Origin of the sequence: Magnetospirillum sp. ME-1, from assembly GCF_002105535.1 — a bacterium.
Taxonomy (GTDB): domain Bacteria; phylum Pseudomonadota; class Alphaproteobacteria; order Rhodospirillales; family Magnetospirillaceae; genus Phaeospirillum.
This window is the reverse complement of record NZ_CP015848.1, coordinates 3,028,360-3,044,909: the sequence shown is the minus strand read 5'-3', so window position 1 is coordinate 3,044,909 and position 16,550 is coordinate 3,028,360. Positions and strand designations below refer to the sequence as shown.

Below are 16,550 nucleotides of genomic sequence, written 5' to 3'. Positions count from 1 at the left end.
AAGACCTCCGCCCCTGTCCCTAGGATGGTCCGGCCTACTTCCAGCCGGCTTCGGCCTCGCACGCCTTCATCTCGGCGGGGTGGGTCTTCTCCCAGGTGCTGATGGACTGGGTCTCGTTGTCGTCCATCTTGTTGTTCATGCAGGTGCAGTACTTGGTGACCACGTCGATGGACACCTTGGCGTCACCATTGTCCTTGATGCACTTGGCGACCCACTTGGCGTCGTCCGCACCGGCGAAGGCGGCACCCGGCGCGGCGACCAGAAGTCCAAGGCACGCGGCGGCGATGAATGCTTTCATGATCCCCTCCCTTCCTTCTTCCCCAAAAGGCCATTCCTTCCAGGGGACAGGAAAAAAGTAATATGGGGCAGCTATCGCCTTTTGCTAAGGGGGAATCAGCACACCGGGCAGCGGGTCATGGGCAGGTCGCGCCGGATCCAGCCCGGCCCGGCACCCGATCCCGCCATGCCTTCCGACACGTCGAGGATATGGGTGAAACCGGCATCGGCCAGCGCCTTGGCGGTGGCGGCCGAGCGGTTGCCGGTGCGGCAGATGAGCGCGATGGGGGCGTTGCGGTCCCCCTTGGCGGCGGCCAGCAGGTCGCGCACGAAGCCGGTGCCGCCCTCCGGGTGGCGCATGGGAATGAGCCTGGCACCCTCGGCCACCCCGGTCTGCTTCCATTCCTCGGGCTGGCGGATATCCACCAGCACCACCTCGCCCGTCTTCGCCCCCCGCAACGCCTCGGGCGCCGAGATGGTCTTGATCTCGGCCAGGGCGGGAAAGGCCAGGGACAGCAGCAGGGCGGCGGCAAGCAGGATGCGCATGGAAGACCTCGTTTGTTGAGGTGTTGCTAATACACCTTCCGCCGGACCCCCATCAAGGCCAGAGCCTCCTCGCGGGTCCGCACCCCCAGTTCCAGCAGCAGGGGCGGCTCCAGCCCGCAGGCCGCCAGGGACGCGCGGTCGGCCAGCACGTGGGCCGCCTCGCCCTGGGCGATCACCTTGCCGCCCTGGAACAGCGCCACCCGGTCGGCGAAGCCGTAAGCCAGATCCACCTCGTGGGTGGTGAACACCAGGGTGGTGCCCGCCCGGGCCAGACGGTCCAGGGCGGCCAGCAGGCGCTTGCCCCCCTGGTGGTCGAGGCCGGCCAGCGGCTCGTCCAGCAGCAGCACCTCGGGCTCCATGGCCAGGGCGCCGGCAACGGCCACCCGCTTCTTCTGGCCGAAGGACAGCATGTGGGTGGCGCGCTCGGCCAGATCAAGAATGCCCAGCGCGTCCAGCGCCGCCTCCACCCGCCGCCGGGTCTCGGCCTCGGACAGGCCGAGATTGAGCGGCCCGAACGACACGTCCTCGGCCACGGTGGCGGCGAACAACTGGTCGTCGGGCTCCTGCAGCACCAGCCCGACCCTCTTGCGCCAGCCGGTCAGGCCAGCGCGGGAATAGCCCATGGACTGGCCGTCCAGGTGAACCTCGCCGGACGCGGGCTTCAAGGTACCGTTGAGATGCAGCAAAAGCGTGGTCTTGCCTGCCCCGTTGGGGCCGAGTACGGCAAGCCGCCGCCCCCGCTCCACCGCGAGATCGAGACCGGCGAGCGCCGCGACGCCGCCGGGATAGGCATAGGCGAGGCCCTTGGCCTCGAGGATCACCCCAGCCACAGGCTCACCCCCGCCAGGGCGGCCAGCCCCCCTATGATCAGCGCCAGCACCGGGCCCGAGGCCGGGCGCGCCACCGACAGCATGGGCAGCGAGCCGTCGAAGCCCCTGGCCGCCAGCCCCAATTCCAGGCGCCGGGCGCGCTCCATGGCGCGCGGCAGCAACTGGGCGATCAGCAGGCCCAGCGACCGCACCTGCCGCTTCGGCCCGAACCAGCCCAGGCGAGCCTCCTGCGCGTTGCGGATGGCGGCGGCCTGATCGAGCAGCAGGAACACGAACGTCCAGGTGAGCAGCATGATCTCGGCGATCTCGGGGGGAAGGCCGAGACGGCGCAGGCCGCGCACCAGATCGGGCGCCGGCGTGGTGGCGGCCAGCAGCAGCAGGGCGGACACGCAAGCCGCCGCCCGCAGCACCACCTGGACGGCCTGCCGCCCCTGGTCGGCGGCCAGACGCAGCCCCTGGGAATCAACGTCCACCGCCAGGGCGGCGGCCCCGGTCAGCACGAAGCCCAGCGGAAGGACGTTGAGCCGCAGCCAGTCGCCGGGCGGCACCTTGGCCGCAACCAGCGCCAGCGCCCAGGCGCAGACCAGCACCAGCGCCGCCCCCGGCAAGGGGGGCAGCGCCAGGGCCAGGACCAGGAGACCGAGAGCGAGCACCGCCTTTTCGGCGGTCGCTCGGCGGCGCCAGGGTCCCGTCTGGGACAGACGGTCGATGGCGAGAGTCACTTGTCGCGCCGGCCGTGCCGGCGTCCGATGACATAGCCCAGCAGACCGGCCCCGAAGGCGGCCTGCAGCGCGAACAGCAGCCCTTCGATCTCCTTGGACGGCTGCCAGAACGGCGCGGTCCACTTCTCGTAGCCGGGATTGCTGGATTCCACCACCTGGCTGGCGGCGTCGTCGGTGCCGCCGAACTGGCCGGCGGGGTTGAGGACCAGCGGGGCGGCGATGATCAGCGCCGCGGCACCCAGCAGCAGGGTATTGGCGCGCGCGCTCATGCCTTGGCTCCTTCGATGCGCGGGGTACGGCTGGACAGGGCGTTCATCACCACCACGGTGACCAGTCCCTCGGCCACCGCCAGGGGCAGTTGGGTGATGGCGAAGATGCCGCCGAACTTGGCGAAGGCGCCGACGAAGCCGCTTTCGGCATCGGGGAAGGCCGCCGCCAGCTGGGCCGAGGTCACCACATAGGTGGCGAGGTCACCCAGAAAGGCCGACAGGAACACCGCGACCGCCACCGGCGCACCCAGGCGTCCGGCCAGCGTCCACACGCCATAGGCCACCCACGGTCCGGCGATGGCCATGGAAAAGACGTTGGCCCCCATGGTCGACAATCCGCCATGGGCCAGCAGCAGCCCCTGGAACAGCAGCACGATGGCCCCGATCACCGCCATGATGCCGGGACCGAACTGCATGGCGCCCAGCGCCGTTCCGGTGGGATGCGAGCACGAGCCGGTGACGCTGGGCAGCTTCAGGGCCGACAGCACGAAGGTGAAGCCGGCCGACGCCGCGATGTTCAGCCGCGCCTCGGGCCGTTCGGCCAGGATGCGCTTCAACGAGCGCGCGCCGGCCACCACGAAGGGGGCGGAAATGCAGGTCCAGGCCACGGCGTGGCCGGCGGGAAGGAACCCTTCCATGATATGCATGATGAACAGACTCCGTTCGTCGAGAGACAATCCCTGTCGCCGCGAAACGGAACACTGACCCGACGGCACACCCCGGCCGAACGGGCTCGCAAGCGACTCTCGATGATGGCAGGTCTCCTGACTCGCGGGTCGTTGGGTCCGGCTTAGCCTTCCCAGCCCATATTCGGGCCAGTGGCGTCTCTCTAGGGCCGGAACCTCTCCGCCTACAGTTGCGGGGGCAGTCATGGAATTGGCCCCCTTTTCGGGCGCCGCACCACGTTCCCATTTTCACCCCGCGCCCTCTCGGATCGCGGGGAACCATCGCCGGGCACTATAATTTCGCCATGATCGGGATGCAAACCATTCCCAGGGCTTGTCTTCAGATGTCATCCCGAGGAGCATGGCGACGAGGGATCTCCTCCTGCTCCGGCCCGTCCGAGCAAACGGAGATCCCTCGCATCCGCTCGGGATGACAGGTCAATTGCAAAGGGGTTCAGCCGTGTCCCATACCATCGCCCTGGTCGACGACGACCGCAACATCCTGACCTCGGTCTCGATGGCGCTGGAGGCCGAGGGCTTCAAGGTGCGCACCTACACCGACGGGGCCGAGGCCCTGCGCGGCCTGACCGCTCAGCCCGCCGACCTGGCGGTGCTCGACATCAAGATGCCGCGCATGGACGGCATGGAATTGCTGCAACGCCTGCGCAAGCAATCGGCCATTCCGGTGATCTTCCTCACCTCCAAGGATGACGAGATCGACGAACTGCTGGGTCTGCGCATGGGCGCCGACGACTACATCAAGAAGCCGTTCTCGCAGAAACTGCTGATCGAGCGCATCCGCACCCTGATCCGCCGCCTGGAGGCCAATGCCGCCGGCGCGGCCGAGCCCGGCGGCGAGACCCTGGTGCGGGGCCAACTGGTGCTCGACCCCGGCCGCCACGTCTGCACCTGGAAGGGTCGCGCGGTGGACCTCACCGTCACCGAATTCCTGCTGCTGAAGTCGCTGGCCGTCCGCCCCGGCCACGTCAAGAACCGCGACCAGCTGATCGACGCGGCTTACGGCGAGTCCATCTACGTGGACGACCGCACCATCGACAGCCACATCAAGCGGCTGCGCAAGAAGTTCCGCGAGGTGGACGACGACTTCGCCCAGATCGAAACCCTGTACGGCGTCGGATACCGTTACCGGGATGAGTGAGCCCCCCCCGTCCAGGCGGCGGCGGCTGCCCCGATGGCGGCTGCTGGCCTCGCCGCTGACCCGGCGCATCCTGCTGGTCAACCTGCTGGCCCCCATCGTGCTGGTGGTGGGCGTGTTCTATCTCGACCGCTACAAGCAGGGACTGATCCGGGCCGAGCTGGACGGGCTGGGCACCCAGGCCGAGATGGTGGCCGGCGCCATCGGCGAGGGCGCGGTGTTCGAGGAGGAGGCGGGCTTCTTCGAGATCAACCCCGACATGGCGCAGCAGATGGTCCGCCGCCTGTCCGAACCGGCCAAGTTCCGCGCCCGGCTGTTCGGCTCGGTGGGCGAGCTGGCCGCCGATTCCCGCGTGGTGGGCGGCGCCAAGGGCTCCATCTACATCGAGGAACTGCCGCCGCCCACGCCCCCCCACTGGAGCGATCGGCTGGCACGGCAATGGGACCGCTGGTCGCGCTGGATGCCCAGGGACGAGTCCCTGCCGCTTTACCGCGAGCATCCCAACGCGCGGGCCGACGATTTCGAGGAAGTCATGACCGCCATGGCCGGCCGGACCGCCTGGGCGGTGCGCTCGCGCCGGAACGGCACCCTGATGCTGTCGGTGGCGGTGCCGGTACAGCGCTACAAGCAGGTGGTGGGCGCGCTCCTGATCACCGCCGACGGCACCAACATCGCCCGCTCGCTGTTCCAGGTGCGCATCGCCATCCTGGAAGCCTTCGCCGTGTCGCTGGCTCTCACCATCGGCGTGTCGCTCTACATGGCCGGCACCATCGCCCGGCCCATCCGCCGCCTGGCGCTGGCCGCCGAGCGGGTGCGCCACGGCCAGGGGCGCGTCCACGCCATTCCCGACCTGTCGCGGCGCAAGGACGAGATCGGCGAGCTGTCCCTGGCCTTGAAGGAAATGACCGAGGCCCTGTGGCGGCGCATGGACGCCATCGAGGCCTTCGCCGCCGACGTGGCGCACGAGATCAAGAATCCGCTGACGTCCTTGCGCTCGGCGGTGGAAACGGCGGCCCGCATCGAGGACCCGGACAAGCGCGCCCGCCTGATGGCCATCGTGCTGGACGACGTGGGGCGGCTCGACCGGCTGATCAGCGACATCTCGGATGCGTCGCGCGTCGACGCCGAGATGAGCCGCGCCGAGACCGGTCCGGTGACCCTGGCCGCCATGCTCGACACCATGGCCGAGATCTATGGCGGCACCTGTGAAGACCGGGGGGTGAGCTTCCAGGTGGAGCGGCCCGAGGACGACCCCCTGGTGGTCCAGGGCATCGAATCCCGCCTGGTTCAGGTGCTGCGCAACCTGATTTCCAACGCCGTGTCGTTCAGCCCCGAAGGCGGGCTGATCACCCTGGCCGCCCGGCGCGAAGACGGGCGCATCGCCCTCACCGTCGAGGACCAGGGGCCGGGTATTCCCGAAGGCAAGCTGGACGCCGTGTTCGAGCGCTTCTACTCCGAACGTCCCGAGGGCGAGAAGTTCGGCACCCATTCCGGCCTGGGCCTGTCCATCTCGCGCCAGATCGTCGAAGCCCACGGCGGAACCATCCGCGCCGAGAACCGCGAGGAGGGCGGGGCGAGGTTCACGGTGAGCCTGCCCGCGTCAGCGTGACAGGATGTCCCTTAACCGGTCGGCCTGACGCGAATCCACGCTGCGGCTGAACAGGATGTCCTCGGGCGTCGGATTGCCGCCGTAATAGGCGGAATTCCACGAATGCCGGGGCAGGATGCCGGCGCCGTCCAGGGTGGCGCCGCCGTAAAGGCCGACCGAGCGCGAAAAGGCGTAGATGTCGGCGCCCACATTGGTGGTGGTGTTGGCCGAGGCCCCCGCCCCCACCACGGCGACCGCCACGCCCGCCTCGGCGCCGGCCTTGAACTGGTTGTCGACCACCGCCTTCAGGCCGCCCTCGCTCATGATGATGTAGACCGTCTCGGCGTCCTGCAGGCCGATCTGCAGCCCGACGCTGCCCGCCGCCACCGAATAGAAGGCCGGACCGCTCCAGCGCCCCCCTCCGTCGCGGGCCAGCAGCACGCCGGTGCCGTACTGGGCGCCCAGGATGAACCCGCCCTTGACCAGATCGGGCACCACCAGCACGGCCCGCGCCCGGCCCAGCAGGTTGGTCATCTGGGAACTGAAATTGGGATCGGCGCGCAGGCGCTCGACCACGGTGACGGCCTTGCCCACCATCATGGTCTGGTCGGTGACCTGCGCCGAGGCATGGCCCGCCAGGAAAAACGCCGCCAGCACCAGGGCGATCAGTCTCGGCATCTCGGCCTCCGTTGAGAAACGCGTCCCCTTCACTCCAACCACGGACGTGGTTAGGATTCTGTTAACCCTTGCCCGCCCCCGCCATTGCGGGTAAGCCTGTAACGCTTCCAATCGGAAGGGCGACGGACCGATGTATTCCCTCATCGTCAACGGCGAACGCCACAAGGTGGACGCCCAGCCGGACACCCCGCTCTTGTGGGTGCTGCGCGACCAGTTGGGCCTGACCGCATTGCGCTATGGCTGCGGCCAGGGCCAGTGCGGCGCCTGTTCGGTCCTGGTGGACGGCGAGCCCGCCAGAGCCTGCCAGTTGCCGGTCTCCGAGGTCAGCGGCCGGCGCATCGTCACCCTGTCCGGCCTGAACGACGCCGTCGCGGCGCAATTGCGCGCCGCCTGGATCGAACTGGACGTGCCCCAGTGCGGCTTTTGCCAGTCGGGCCAGTTGATCAGCGCCGGCGCCCTGCTGCGCCGCAATCCCAAGCCCAGCGATGCCGACATCGACAGCGCCATGAGCGGCAATCTCTGCCGCTGCGGCACCTACCAGCGCATCCGCGCCGGCATCCATCTGGCCGCCAGGCGGCTCAGGGGGGGCGCATGAAGCGCCGGACCTTCCTCAAGGTCACCGCCGGCACCGGGCTGGTCCTGGCGGTGGGCGAGGCCCGCGCCCAGGCGGAATCGGGCGGCGGCGCGGCCATCAACGCCTTCGTCGCCATCGCCCCCGACGGACGGGTGACGGTGACGGTCAAGCATCTGGAGATGGGCCAGGGCGTCGCCACCGGCCTGCCGGTGCTGGTGGCCGAGGAACTGGAGGTGGACCCCGCCCAGGTGACGGTGGAATTCGCCCCCGCCGATGCCAGGCGCTACAACAACCTGTTCTGGGGACCCAGCCAGGGGACCGGCGGCTCGACCGCCACCGCCAATTCCTGGCAGCAACTGCGTCTGGCCGGCGCGGCGGCGCGCGAGATGCTGGTGGAGGCGGCGTCACGCATTCTTAGGGCCGAGTCCTCCACCCTGACCGCCCTCAACGGCGGCGTGGTCCACGCGCCCAGCGGCCGGCGGCTTTCCTATGGCGAGCTGGTGGAGGTGGCCGCCACGCTGGCTCCGCCCGCCGCGCCGCCCTTGAAGCAGCCCGCCGACTTCCGCCTGATCGGCAAGCCCGGGGTCAAGCGCACCGATTCCCGGATGAAGAGCGACGGCACCGCCAAATTCGGCGCCGACATCCGCCTGCCCGGCCTGCTCACCGCTCTGGTGGCCCGCCCGCCGGTGTGGGGCGCCCGCATCGAGGCTTATGACCGTAAGGCGGCCCTGGCGGTGCCGGGCGTCATGGCGGTGGTGCCCATCTCGTCGGGCATCGCCGTGGCGGCCAGTTCCTTCTGGGCGGCGCACAAGGGACGCGAAGCCTTGAAAGCCCGCTGGTCCGAGCCGGCCGAACGGGTCTCCACCGAAGCCCTGCGCCGCGACTGGACCGCCCTGCTGGCCAAGCCGGGCAGCCCGGCGGCGACCAAGGGCGATGCCGCCCTGGCCCTCGGCCAGGGGAGCCAGCGCCTGGCCGCCACCTACGAACTCCCCTATCTGGCCCACGCCCCCATGGAGCCGCTCAATTGCGTGGTGCGCCTGTCTGCGGCCAAGTGCGAAATCTGGGCCGGCTGCCAGTTCCAGACCCATGATCAGGCCATGGCCGCCAAGGCGGCGGGCCTCAAGCCCGAGCAGGTGGAGATCCACACCATGCTGGCCGGCGGCAGCTTCGGGCGGCGCGCCAACCCGGCGTCCGACTACATCGTCGAAGGCGTCGAGGTGGCCAAGGCGACCAATGCCCCGGTGCGCCTGATGTGGACCCGCGAAGACGACATCACGGGCGGGTATTACCGTCCCATGGCGCTGCATGGGCTGGAGGCGTCGCTCGACGAGCGCGGCATGCCGCTGGCCTGGCGCCACCGTCTGGTCTGCCAGTCCATCCTGGCGGGCGGCCCCTTCGCCGGCATGGTCAAGGACGGCATCGACCCGGTCTCGGTGGAGGGTGCGGCCAATCTGGCCTACGCCATCCCCCATCTGGCGGTGGAGCTGCACTCGCCCAAGGCGCCGGTGCCGGTGCTGTGGTGGCGTTCGGTGGGGTCCAGCCACACCGCGTTTGCCACCGAATGCTTTCTGGACGAACTGGCCCAGGCGGGGGCCAAGGACCCGCTGGAGCTGCGCCGCGCCCTGCTGGCCGACAAGCCCCGCCATCTCGCCGTGCTGGAACTGGCCGCCGCCAAGGCCGGCTGGGGCAATCCCCTGCCCGCCGGCAAGGGGCGCGGGCTGGCGGTGCAGGAAAGCTTCCACTCCTTCGTCGCCCAGGTGGTCGAGGTGACCGTCGGCCCCACCGGCGCCATCAAGGTGGACCGCGTGGTCTGCGCCGTGGATTGCGGCATCGCCGTCACCCCCGACGTGGTCCGGGCGCAGATGGAGGGCGGCATCGCCTTCGCCCTGTCCGCCGCCCTGTTCGGCGAGATCACGCTGAAGGACGGCCGGGCCGAGCAATCCAACTTCCACGACTACCGCTGCCTTCGCATGGACGAGATGCCGGTGGTCGAGGTTCACATCGTGCCGTCGCCGGCGCCCCCCACGGGGGTGGGCGAGCCCGGCGTGCCGCCGCTGGCCCCCGCCCTGGCCAACGCCATCTTCGCGGCATGCGGCAAGCGCATCCGCAAGCTGCCCATGGGGGAGAGGGTGTAGGAGCCGCGATCGTCATGCTGAGCGAATGCGAAGCATCTTTCAGCCGCCGTCGCGTGAAAGATCCCCCGGCTTCGCTCGGGATGACAATTGAGGCCGACATGAACTTTTGTTCACGCCCCGCCCGTTCGACTCCGCTGGAAATGCGAATGGAACGGCGCTAAGAAAGGGCGCCATGCATCGCTTCGCCAATCCCGCCCGCTTCCTCCGCCTCGCCAAGGTGATTCTGCCCTGGTCGAACGCCATCGCCATCCTCTGCCTGGGGTCGGGGCTCTATTTCGCCCTCCTGGGCTCGCCGGCCGATTACCAGCAGGGTGAAAGCGTGCGCATCATGTACGTCCACGTGCCCTCGGCCTGGATGGGCATGTTCTGCTACACCGCCATGGCGGTGTTTTCGGCCATGGCGCTGATCTGGAAGCATCCGCTGGCCGATCTGCTGGCCAAGGCCACCGCGCCGGTGGGCGCCGCCTTCACCTTCCTGTGCCTGCTCACCGGGTCCTTGTGGGGCAAGCCCATGTGGGGCACCTGGTGGGCCTGGGACGCCCGGCTGACCAGCATGCTGATCCTGCTGTTCCTCTATTTCGGCTACATGGCCCTGGTCAACGCCTTCGACGACCCCGAGCGCGGCCACAAGGCCGCCGCCATCCTGGCCCTGGTGGGCGCCGTCAACGTGCCGGTGATCAAGTGGTCGGTGGATTGGTGGAACACGCTGCACCAACCGGCCTCGGTGGTGAAGATGGGCGGTCCGGCCATCGATTCGTCCATGCTGATTCCGCTGCTGCTGATGGCGGTGGGGTTCAAGGCCTATTGGATCTCCATCCTGATCCTTCGGGGCCGCGCCGAGATCGCTTCGCAGAAAATTCGGGTCATCCGCATGGCGCAGATCCACGCCGCGGCCCAAGGGGAGTGACCAACGTCATGGAATCCTTCCAGGCTTTGCTCCATATGGGCGGCTATGGCGGCTATGTGTGGCCCGCCTACGGAGTCGGCGCCGTCGTGCTGGCCCTGGTGCTGATCCTCTCGCTGTCCGCGGCCCGCAAGGCCGAGGCCGAGCTGGAGGTGCTGCAGCAGGCCCGCCGCGCCCGCCGGGGCAAGGATTCGGAGACCGAAGAGTGACCCGCAAGCAACGCAGGCTGTATTTCGTCCTTCTCGGCATGGCGGCATTGGGCGGCGCGGTAGCGCTGGTGCTGACCGCCATCTCCGACAGCCTGGTCTACTTCTATTCCCCCACCGACATCGTCAGCCAGCGCATCCCCGAGGGACGGCGCATGCGCATCGGCGGATTGGTGGAAAACGATTCCGTGGTCAAGGACGGCAAGACCATCAGCTTCAAGGTCACCGACGTGACCAACGCCATTGCCGTGGTCTATACCGGCGTGCTGCCCGACCTGTTCCGCGAGGGCCAGGGCGTGGTGGTGGAAGGCCGCATGGAAAAGGGCGGCCATTTCCAGGCCACCGAGGTGCTGGCCAAGCACGACGAGAACTACATGCCCAAGGAAGTGGCCGACGCCCTGAAGAAGTCCGGCCAGTGGAACGACGGCAAGCAGCAGAAGTGACGGCCGCTTTCTTTTTCGTCACCCCCGCGAAGGCGGGGGTCCATGGTGGGGCGAGACGAATGGGAACCGTAATAGATACTGTCTGCGGACGCATGGATTCCCGCCTGCGCGGGAATGACGCTGGAGAGGTTTCATGATCGCCGAAATCGGCCATTTCGCCCTGGTGCTGGCTTTGTGCGTCGCATTGGTGCAGGCGATTGTCCCGCTGATGGGCGCCAGGCGCGGCAACACCGCCTGGATGAACGTGGCCGGCTCGGCCGCCACGCTGCAGTTCCTGTTCATCGCCATCGCCTTCGGGGCGCTGACCAACGCCTATGTCACCAGCGATTTCTCGCTGATGAACGTCGCCCAGAACAGCCATACCGACAAGCCCATGCTCTACAAGGTGGCGGGCGTGTGGGGCAACCACGAGGGCTCGCTGCTCTTGTGGATCACCATCCTGGCCCTGTTCGGCTTCGCCGTGACCCTGTTCGGCCGCAACCTGCCGCCGGGCCTGAAGTCCCGCGCCCTGGCCGTGCAGGCCATGATCGCCGTGGGCTTTCTGGCCTTCATCCTGCTCACCTCCAATCCCTTCGCCCGCCTGGAGCCGCCCCCCATCAACGGCCAGGGCCTCAATCCCATGCTGCAGGACCCGGGCCTGGCCTTCCATCCGCCCTTCCTGTACCTGGGCTATGTGGGCTTCTCCATGGCCTTCTCGTTCGCCATCGCCGCCCTGCTGGAAGGCCGGGTGGACGCCGCCTGGGCCCGCTGGGTGCGGCCCTGGACGCTGGCCGCCTGGGTGTTCCTCACCGCCGGCATCGTGCTGGGCTCGTGGTGGGCCTATTACACGCTGGGCTGGGGCGGCTGGTGGTACTGGGACCCGGTGGAGAACGCCTCGTTCATGCCCTGGCTGGCCGGCACCGCCCTGCTGCACTCCGCCATCGTGGTGGAAAAGCGCGACGCGCTGAAGAGCTGGACCATCCTTTTGGCCATCGTCGCCTTCGGCCTGTCGCTGTTGGGCACCTTCCTGGTGCGTTCGGGCGTGCTCACCAGCGTGCACGCCTTCGCCACCGACCCGGCCAGGGGCGTGTTCATCTTAGTGCTGCTGTGCGGCGCGGTGGGCGGTTCGCTGGCCCTTTACGCCGCCCGGGCGCCGTCCATGAAGATGGGCGGCCTGTTCTCGCCCATCTCGCGCGAAGGCGCGTTGCTGCTCAACAACGTGCTGATGGCCACCGGTGCGGCCACCGTGCTGCTGGGCACCCTTTACCCGCTGATCGCCGACGCTCTCAACCTCGGCAAGGTGTCGGTGGGTCCGCCCTTCTTCAACGCGGTGTTCCTGCCCCTGATGGCCCCCATGGTGCTGGTGATGGCCGCCGCTCCCATGATGTCGTGGAAGCGCGGCGATCTGGCCGGCGTGCTGGCCCGCCTGAAGTTCATCGGCGCCCTGGCGCTGGGTTCGGCCATGGCCGTGTGGTTCCTCCAGGGCGGCTCGTCCGGCCCGTGGTGGACCGCCGCCGGCTTCGCGCTCGCCGTCTGGCTGGGCCTGGGCACCCTGTGGGACCTGGCCGAGCGCATCGGCCTGTTCACCCGCCCGGGTCAGGCGCTGTCGCGCGCCGCCAAACTGCCCAATTCCGCCTGGGGCATGGTGCTGGCCCATTTCGGGCTGGCGGTGTTCATCGTCGGTCTCACCGCCTCGTCGGCCTGGACCACCGAGCACATCCAGACCCAGAAGATCGGCGAGACCGTCACGGTGGGCGGTTTCGGCGTGACCCTGAAGTCGGTGGACGACGTCCCCGGCCCCAACTACACCGCCACGCGGGCCACCTTCGAGATTTCCAGGGGCGGCACGGTCATCGACGTGATGAGCCCGGAAAAGCGCCTGTACAAGCAGCCGCCGCGCCCCACCACCACGGCGGCCATCCGGTCAGGGATAACCGGCGACCTTTACGTGGTGATCGGCGACCCCGATCCCAACAAGGGCGGCTGGGTGACGCGGCTGTACTTCAACCCCTGTATTCCCTGGCTGTGGGCCGGCGCCCTGTTGCTGATCGTCGGCGGGCTGATCTCGCTGGCCGACCGCCGCCACCGGGTCGGCGCGCCGGCGCGGGCCGCCAACGCCGCCGCCAAGGCCTGAGGAGAGACGAGCCATGCGCCGCCTGCTCTATGTCCTTCCCGTGGTGGTGTTCACCGTGCTGGCCCTGTTCTTCCTGAAGGGCCTGACGCTGAACCCGCGCGAGATCCCCTCGGTTCTGATCAACCGCCCGGTCCCGGAGATGAATCTGGCGCCGCTGCCCGGACGCGGCGAGAATTCGGGCCTCACCACCGAATCGCTGAAGGGCCGGGTGTCGCTGGTCAACATCTACGGCTCGTGGTGCATTTCCTGCGTGCAGGAGCACCCCGTCCTGATGGAGATCAAGCGCCGCGGCGACGTGCCCATCCACGCCGTGGACTGGCGCGACGATCCCGTGCTGGGCGCCGCCTGGCTGAAGAAGAACGGCGACCCCTACGAACGGGTCGGCGTCGACCCGCCGCCGGGCCGCACCGCCGTGGATTTCGGCGTCACCGGCGCGCCCGAGAGCTTCATCGTCGATAAGGCCGGCATCATCCGCTACAAGCATGTGGGCCCCATCTCCATGGAGATCTGGACCAGGACGCTGCTGCCCATCATCCGTCAGTTGGAGAAGCAATGACCCCGACCTGTCATCCCGAACGCAGTGAGGGATCTCCGCCTGGCACGCCGCTTCCGATCCTGCACCATCTGGGCAGAATGAGATCCCTCGGCTTCGCTCGGGATGACACGTGGGTTGCCGCCGCCCTCGTCGCCCTCCTCCTCCTCTCCGCTCCGGCCCTCGCCGTCAATCCCGACGAGATGCTGAAGGACCCGGCCCAGGAGCACCGTGCCCGCGAACTGGGCAAGGATTTGCGCTGCCTGGTCTGCCAGAACCAGTCCATCGACGATTCCGACGCCGATCTGGCCAAGGATCTGCGCGTCATCGTCCGCGAGCGCATCGCCAAGGGCGATTCCGACGAGCAGGTGAAGAAGTTCGTGGTCGACCGCTATGGCGATTACGTGCTGCTGAAGCCGCCGTTCCGGGCCGGGACCCTGGCCCTGTGGCTGGGGCCGCTGGCGCTTTTCGTCGGTGCCCTGTGGGCGGTGCTGGCCTTCTACCGCCGCCGCCCGGCGGAACAGGCGGCGCCCCCGCCGCCGCCGCTGTCGGCCGAGGAACGGCGCAAACTCGACGCGTTGCTGAAGGAGTAGGGTGCGGTGATCTGGATCGTCTTCGCCGCCATGGTGGCCCTGACCCTGCTGGTGCTGCTGCGCCCGCTGCTGGCCGCGCCGGCCGCCGCCGCCGCCCGCTCGGAATACGACCTGATGGTCTACAAGGACCAGTTGGGCGAAATCGCCCGCGACGTGGAGCGCGGCCTGATGACCGCCGACCAGGCCGAGGCGGCGCGCACGGAAATCCAGCGCCGCATGCTGGCCGCCGCCGAGGGGGAAAAGGGCGAGAAGACCGCCGCCGTCAAGGCCGGCAAGAAAACCCCCATCGTCATCGCCCTGCTGCTGCCCCTGCTGGCCCTGGTGCTCTACCTGCCGCTGGGCGCGCCCGAGCTGTCCGACCGCCCCTATGCCGGCCGCGCCGCCCAGATCGCCGAGATGCAGGAAAAGACCGCCACCATCCAGGCCATGGTCGCCCGTCTGGCCGAGCGCCTCCGCCAAGACCCCTCCGACGGCAAGGGCTGGGCCATGCTGGGCCGCTCGTACCGCGCCCTGGGGCTGGCCGACGAGGCCAAGGACGCCTACCGCAACGCCGTCACCCTGCTGCCCGACGACACCCAGTCGCGCATTGAACTCGCCATCATGCTGCTGGAGGAGGCCGAGGGCGACACCCTGCCGGCCGAGGCCATCACGCTGCTGGAACAGGTGCTGGCGCTCAACCCCGACCAGCCCGACGCCCTGTACTTCACCGGCCTGTCGGCGGCCATGAAGGGCGAAACCGCCCGCGCCAAGGCCCGCTGGAACCGCCTGCTGATGGTCCTGCCCGCCGATTCCCCGGCCCGCGCCCAGGTGGAAAAGGATATGGCGAAGCTGGGGGGCTGAATTTTAGTCCGAATGGGGTTCGGGGCCCACGGCCCCGGGCGGGCGTGGGCGGCAAGCCCACACACCTATCCCCTATTCCAACGCCTGCCGCAGCGCCGCCGCGCTGGCCCAGGGGGCCAGCACCAGGGCGGCGGCCAGCATGGCCGAGAGGATCAGCAGGTGGGGCTTGGCCGACATGCCTTGCACGGCGGCGTCGATGGCCCCCACCCCGAAGATCAGCACCGGCACGTAGAGCGGCAGGATCAGCAGCGACAGCAGCACGCCGCCGCGCCGAGCCCCCAGCACCAAAGCGGCACCGATGCCGCCGATCAGCGACAGCACCGGGGTGCCCAGCGCCATGGCGGCCAGCAGGGTGAGGAAGCCATCCTCGTGCATGTGCAGCAGCACGGCCAGCACCGGGGCGGCCACCATCAGCGGCAGGCCGGTGGTCAGCCAGTGGGCCAGCATCTTGGCCGCCACCACCACGCCTAAGGGCGCCGGGGTCAGCACCAGCAATTCCAGCGAGCCATCCTCGTAATCGGCCTGGAACAGCCGGTCCAGCGACAGCATGGAGGCGAGCAGCGCGGTCACCATCAGCACGCCGGCCGAGACGCGCTCCAGCACGTTGGCTTCCGGCCCGATGCCGAAGGGGAACAGCACCACGGTCAGCACGAAGAAGGTCACCACCATGACGCTGTCCGAGCCCTGGCGCAGCGCGAGGCGCAGGTCGCGGCGAACCACCTCGATAAAGCGGTTCATGGCAGTTCCTCCGCGACGGCGAATTGGTCCAGATGCAGTTCGGCCGCCCCCGGCATGTGGATATCCGCATGGGTGGACAAGATGACCATTCCACCCGCCGCCCGATGCTCGGCCAGCACGCTTTCCAGCACCTTGATGGAGGCCTTGTCCAGCGCGGTGGTGGGCTCGTCCAGCAGCCACAGCGGGCTGGGGGCGGCCAGCAGGCGGGCCAGGTTGGTGCGGCGCTTCTGGCCCGCCGACAGCATCTTGCCGGGAATGGTGGCCAGCCGGGCCAGACCGAAACGGGCCAGGGCCGCATCGACGGCGCGCCCGGCGCGCTCGGCGTGGGGATCGTGCAGATGGGCCCAGAAGCGCAGGTTCTCGGCCACCGACAGGACCGGCTTCACCGCGTCGTGATGGCCGAGATAATGGGTGCGGGCCGCATGGGCCTCGGGGTCCTCGGCCACCGCCTCGCCGTTCCAGGCCAAGAGGCCGTGGGCCGGCTTCAAGAGCCCGGCCAGCACGCGCAGCAGCGAGGACTTGCCCGACCCGTTGGGGCCCAGCAGCACCAGACCGCCGCCGGCCGCCAGGGTGAAGCCCAGCCCGGCGAATACCACGCGCCCGCCGCGCACGCAGGCCAGATCCTTAGCGGAGAAGGTCGAATCGCTCATGGCCCGCACCATGGCAAAAAACCGGACGCTTGACGAGGGGCTTGGTGGATTGCCCCCTTGCCTTTTCCCACCGCCGACCGATCATGGAAGCC

General features: G+C 69.0%; 20 protein-coding genes and 1 riboswitch. Of the genes, 11 read left to right on the top strand and 9 right to left on the bottom strand.

What is annotated here, in order from left to right; translation table 11 throughout:
* Window positions 1–34: 34 nt before the first annotated feature.
* The 6 genes from WV31_RS14390 to WV31_RS14365 form a co-directional block, all read right to left on the bottom strand.
* Window positions 35–298: a hypothetical protein gene (locus WV31_RS14390; protein ID WP_085374220.1), complete on the bottom strand. Its 264-nt coding sequence runs from the start codon at window positions 296–298 to the stop codon at window positions 35–37.
* A gap of 95 nt (window positions 299–393) precedes the next feature.
* Window positions 394–822 (bottom strand): rhodanese-like domain-containing protein, encoded by a 429-nt coding sequence (locus WV31_RS14385; RefSeq protein ID WP_085374219.1) that lies wholly within the window; start codon window positions 820–822, stop codon window positions 394–396.
* A gap of 26 nt (window positions 823–848) precedes the next feature.
* Entirely contained in the window at window positions 849–1,652 is an 804-nt protein-coding gene (locus WV31_RS14380) for an energy-coupling factor ABC transporter ATP-binding protein (RefSeq protein ID WP_237051301.1), read from the bottom strand.
* Window positions 1,640–2,374 carry a cobalt ECF transporter T component CbiQ gene (gene cbiQ, locus WV31_RS14375; protein WP_085374217.1) on the bottom strand — a complete coding sequence of 245 codons (735 nt, stop codon included), beginning with the start codon at window positions 2,372–2,374 and terminating at the stop codon, window positions 1,640–1,642. Before cbiQ ends, WV31_RS14380 begins: the two co-directional genes overlap by 13 nt.
* Window positions 2,371–2,643 (bottom strand): energy-coupling factor ABC transporter substrate-binding protein, encoded by a 273-nt coding sequence (locus tag WV31_RS14370; RefSeq protein WP_085374216.1) that lies wholly within the window; start codon window positions 2,641–2,643, stop codon window positions 2,371–2,373. Before WV31_RS14370 ends, cbiQ begins: the two co-directional genes overlap by 4 nt.
* Complete coding sequence (locus tag WV31_RS14365; RefSeq protein ID WP_085374215.1) at window positions 2,640–3,290, bottom strand: energy-coupling factor ABC transporter permease; 651 nt, start codon at window positions 3,288–3,290, stop codon at window positions 2,640–2,642. The genes WV31_RS14370 and WV31_RS14365 overlap by 4 nt, the downstream gene beginning before the upstream one ends.
* 90 nt (window positions 3,291–3,380) lie before the next feature.
* A riboswitch (cobalamin riboswitch) is annotated at window positions 3,381–3,607 on the bottom strand.
* Between the two features lie 161 nt (window positions 3,608–3,768).
* Here WV31_RS14365 and WV31_RS14360 point away from each other — a divergent pair.
* On the top strand, window positions 3,769–4,467 hold the full coding sequence (locus tag WV31_RS14360) for a response regulator transcription factor (protein ID WP_085374214.1): 699 nt from the start codon (window positions 3,769–3,771) through the stop codon (window positions 4,465–4,467).
* The gene (locus tag WV31_RS14355) at window positions 4,460–6,073 is read left to right on the top strand and encodes a stimulus-sensing domain-containing protein (RefSeq protein ID WP_085374213.1); all 1,614 of its coding nucleotides are present in this window, start codon (window positions 4,460–4,462) and stop codon (window positions 6,071–6,073) included. Before WV31_RS14360 ends, WV31_RS14355 begins: the two co-directional genes overlap by 8 nt.
* Here WV31_RS14355 and WV31_RS14350 read toward each other — a convergent pair.
* The gene (locus WV31_RS14350; protein WP_085374212.1) at window positions 6,065–6,730 is read right to left on the bottom strand and encodes a lipid-binding SYLF domain-containing protein; all 666 of its coding nucleotides are present in this window, start codon (window positions 6,728–6,730) and stop codon (window positions 6,065–6,067) included. The genes WV31_RS14355 and WV31_RS14350 overlap by 9 nt on opposite strands.
* 130 nt (window positions 6,731–6,860) lie before the next feature.
* Here WV31_RS14350 and WV31_RS14345 point away from each other — a divergent pair, with 130 nt between their 5' ends.
* From WV31_RS14345 to ccmI, 9 genes are all read left to right on the top strand, one after another.
* Window positions 6,861–7,325 carry a (2Fe-2S)-binding protein gene (locus tag WV31_RS14345; RefSeq protein ID WP_085374211.1) on the top strand — a complete coding sequence of 155 codons (465 nt, stop codon included), beginning with the start codon at window positions 6,861–6,863 and terminating at the stop codon, window positions 7,323–7,325.
* Complete coding sequence (locus WV31_RS14340) at window positions 7,322–9,439, top strand: xanthine dehydrogenase family protein molybdopterin-binding subunit (protein ID WP_085374210.1); 2,118 nt, start codon at window positions 7,322–7,324, stop codon at window positions 9,437–9,439. The genes WV31_RS14345 and WV31_RS14340 overlap by 4 nt, the downstream gene beginning before the upstream one ends.
* Before the next feature lie 172 nt (window positions 9,440–9,611).
* Window positions 9,612–10,346 carry a heme ABC transporter permease gene (locus tag WV31_RS14335; RefSeq protein ID WP_085374209.1) on the top strand — a complete coding sequence of 245 codons (735 nt, stop codon included), beginning with the start codon at window positions 9,612–9,614 and terminating at the stop codon, window positions 10,344–10,346.
* Window positions 10,347–10,354: 8 nt separating this feature from the next.
* Window positions 10,355–10,552 (top strand): heme exporter protein CcmD, encoded by a 198-nt coding sequence (gene ccmD, locus WV31_RS14330; RefSeq protein WP_168185951.1) that lies wholly within the window; start codon window positions 10,355–10,357, stop codon window positions 10,550–10,552.
* Complete coding sequence (gene ccmE / locus WV31_RS14325) at window positions 10,549–10,992, top strand: cytochrome c maturation protein CcmE (RefSeq protein WP_085374207.1); 444 nt, start codon at window positions 10,549–10,551, stop codon at window positions 10,990–10,992. Before ccmD ends, ccmE begins: the two co-directional genes overlap by 4 nt.
* 133 nt (window positions 10,993–11,125) lie before the next feature.
* Window positions 11,126–13,105, top strand: a complete 1,980-nt coding sequence (locus WV31_RS14320) for a heme lyase CcmF/NrfE family subunit (RefSeq protein ID WP_085374206.1) — start codon at window positions 11,126–11,128, stop codon at window positions 13,103–13,105.
* A gap of 13 nt (window positions 13,106–13,118) precedes the next feature.
* The gene (locus WV31_RS14315; protein ID WP_085374205.1) at window positions 13,119–13,661 is read left to right on the top strand and encodes a DsbE family thiol:disulfide interchange protein; all 543 of its coding nucleotides are present in this window, start codon (window positions 13,119–13,121) and stop codon (window positions 13,659–13,661) included.
* Between the two features lie 77 nt (window positions 13,662–13,738).
* A complete protein-coding gene (locus WV31_RS14310; protein WP_085374204.1) occupies window positions 13,739–14,230 on the top strand; it encodes a cytochrome c-type biogenesis protein in 492 nt (163 codons plus the stop codon).
* A gap of 6 nt (window positions 14,231–14,236) precedes the next feature.
* Window positions 14,237–15,070 carry a c-type cytochrome biogenesis protein CcmI gene (ccmI, locus tag WV31_RS14305; protein ID WP_085374203.1) on the top strand — a complete coding sequence of 278 codons (834 nt, stop codon included), beginning with the start codon at window positions 14,237–14,239 and terminating at the stop codon, window positions 15,068–15,070.
* A gap of 72 nt (window positions 15,071–15,142) precedes the next feature.
* Here ccmI and ccmB read toward each other — a convergent pair whose 3' ends face one another.
* On the bottom strand, window positions 15,143–15,808 hold the full coding sequence (ccmB, locus tag WV31_RS14300; RefSeq protein WP_085374202.1) for a heme exporter protein CcmB: 666 nt from the start codon (window positions 15,806–15,808) through the stop codon (window positions 15,143–15,145).
* Window positions 15,805–16,458, bottom strand: coding sequence for a heme ABC exporter ATP-binding protein CcmA (gene ccmA / locus WV31_RS14295; protein ID WP_085375584.1), 654 nt, complete (start codon window positions 16,456–16,458; stop codon window positions 15,805–15,807). Before ccmA ends, ccmB begins: the two co-directional genes overlap by 4 nt.
* Between the last annotated feature and the right edge of the window lie 92 nt (window positions 16,459–16,550).

Excerpts from the sequence above, each read along its gene's own strand:
- WV31_RS14390 (WP_085374220.1), bottom strand. The coding sequence starts at position 298 with ATGAAAGCATTCATCGCCGCCGCGTGCCTTGGACTTCTGGTCGCCGCG.
- WV31_RS14385 (WP_085374219.1), bottom strand. The coding sequence starts at position 822 with ATGCGCATCCTGCTTGCCGCCGCCCTGCTGCTGTCCCTGGCCTTTCCC.
- WV31_RS14370 (WP_085374216.1), bottom strand. The coding sequence starts at position 2,643 with ATGAGCGCGCGCGCCAATACCCTGCTGCTGGGTGCCGCGGCGCTGATC.
- WV31_RS14365 (WP_085374215.1), bottom strand. The coding sequence starts at position 3,290 with ATGCATATCATGGAAGGGTTCCTTCCCGCCGGCCACGCCGTGGCCTGG.
- WV31_RS14355 (WP_085374213.1), top strand. The coding sequence starts at position 4,460 with ATGAGTGAGCCCCCCCCGTCCAGGCGGCGGCGGCTGCCCCGATGGCGG.
- WV31_RS14350 (WP_085374212.1), bottom strand. The coding sequence starts at position 6,730 with ATGCCGAGACTGATCGCCCTGGTGCTGGCGGCGTTTTTCCTGGCGGGC.
- WV31_RS14345 (WP_085374211.1), top strand. The coding sequence starts at position 6,861 with ATGTATTCCCTCATCGTCAACGGCGAACGCCACAAGGTGGACGCCCAG.
- WV31_RS14340 (WP_085374210.1), top strand. The coding sequence starts at position 7,322 with ATGAAGCGCCGGACCTTCCTCAAGGTCACCGCCGGCACCGGGCTGGTC.
- WV31_RS14335 (WP_085374209.1), top strand. The coding sequence starts at position 9,612 with ATGCATCGCTTCGCCAATCCCGCCCGCTTCCTCCGCCTCGCCAAGGTG.
- ccmD (WP_168185951.1), top strand. The coding sequence starts at position 10,355 with ATGGAATCCTTCCAGGCTTTGCTCCATATGGGCGGCTATGGCGGCTAT.
- WV31_RS14320 (WP_085374206.1), top strand. The coding sequence starts at position 11,126 with ATGATCGCCGAAATCGGCCATTTCGCCCTGGTGCTGGCTTTGTGCGTC.
- WV31_RS14315 (WP_085374205.1), top strand. The coding sequence starts at position 13,119 with ATGCGCCGCCTGCTCTATGTCCTTCCCGTGGTGGTGTTCACCGTGCTG.
- WV31_RS14310 (WP_085374204.1), top strand. The coding sequence starts at position 13,739 with ATGAGATCCCTCGGCTTCGCTCGGGATGACACGTGGGTTGCCGCCGCC.
- ccmB (WP_085374202.1), bottom strand. The coding sequence starts at position 15,808 with ATGAACCGCTTTATCGAGGTGGTTCGCCGCGACCTGCGCCTCGCGCTG.
- ccmA (WP_085375584.1), bottom strand. The coding sequence starts at position 16,458 with ATGAGCGATTCGACCTTCTCCGCTAAGGATCTGGCCTGCGTGCGCGGC.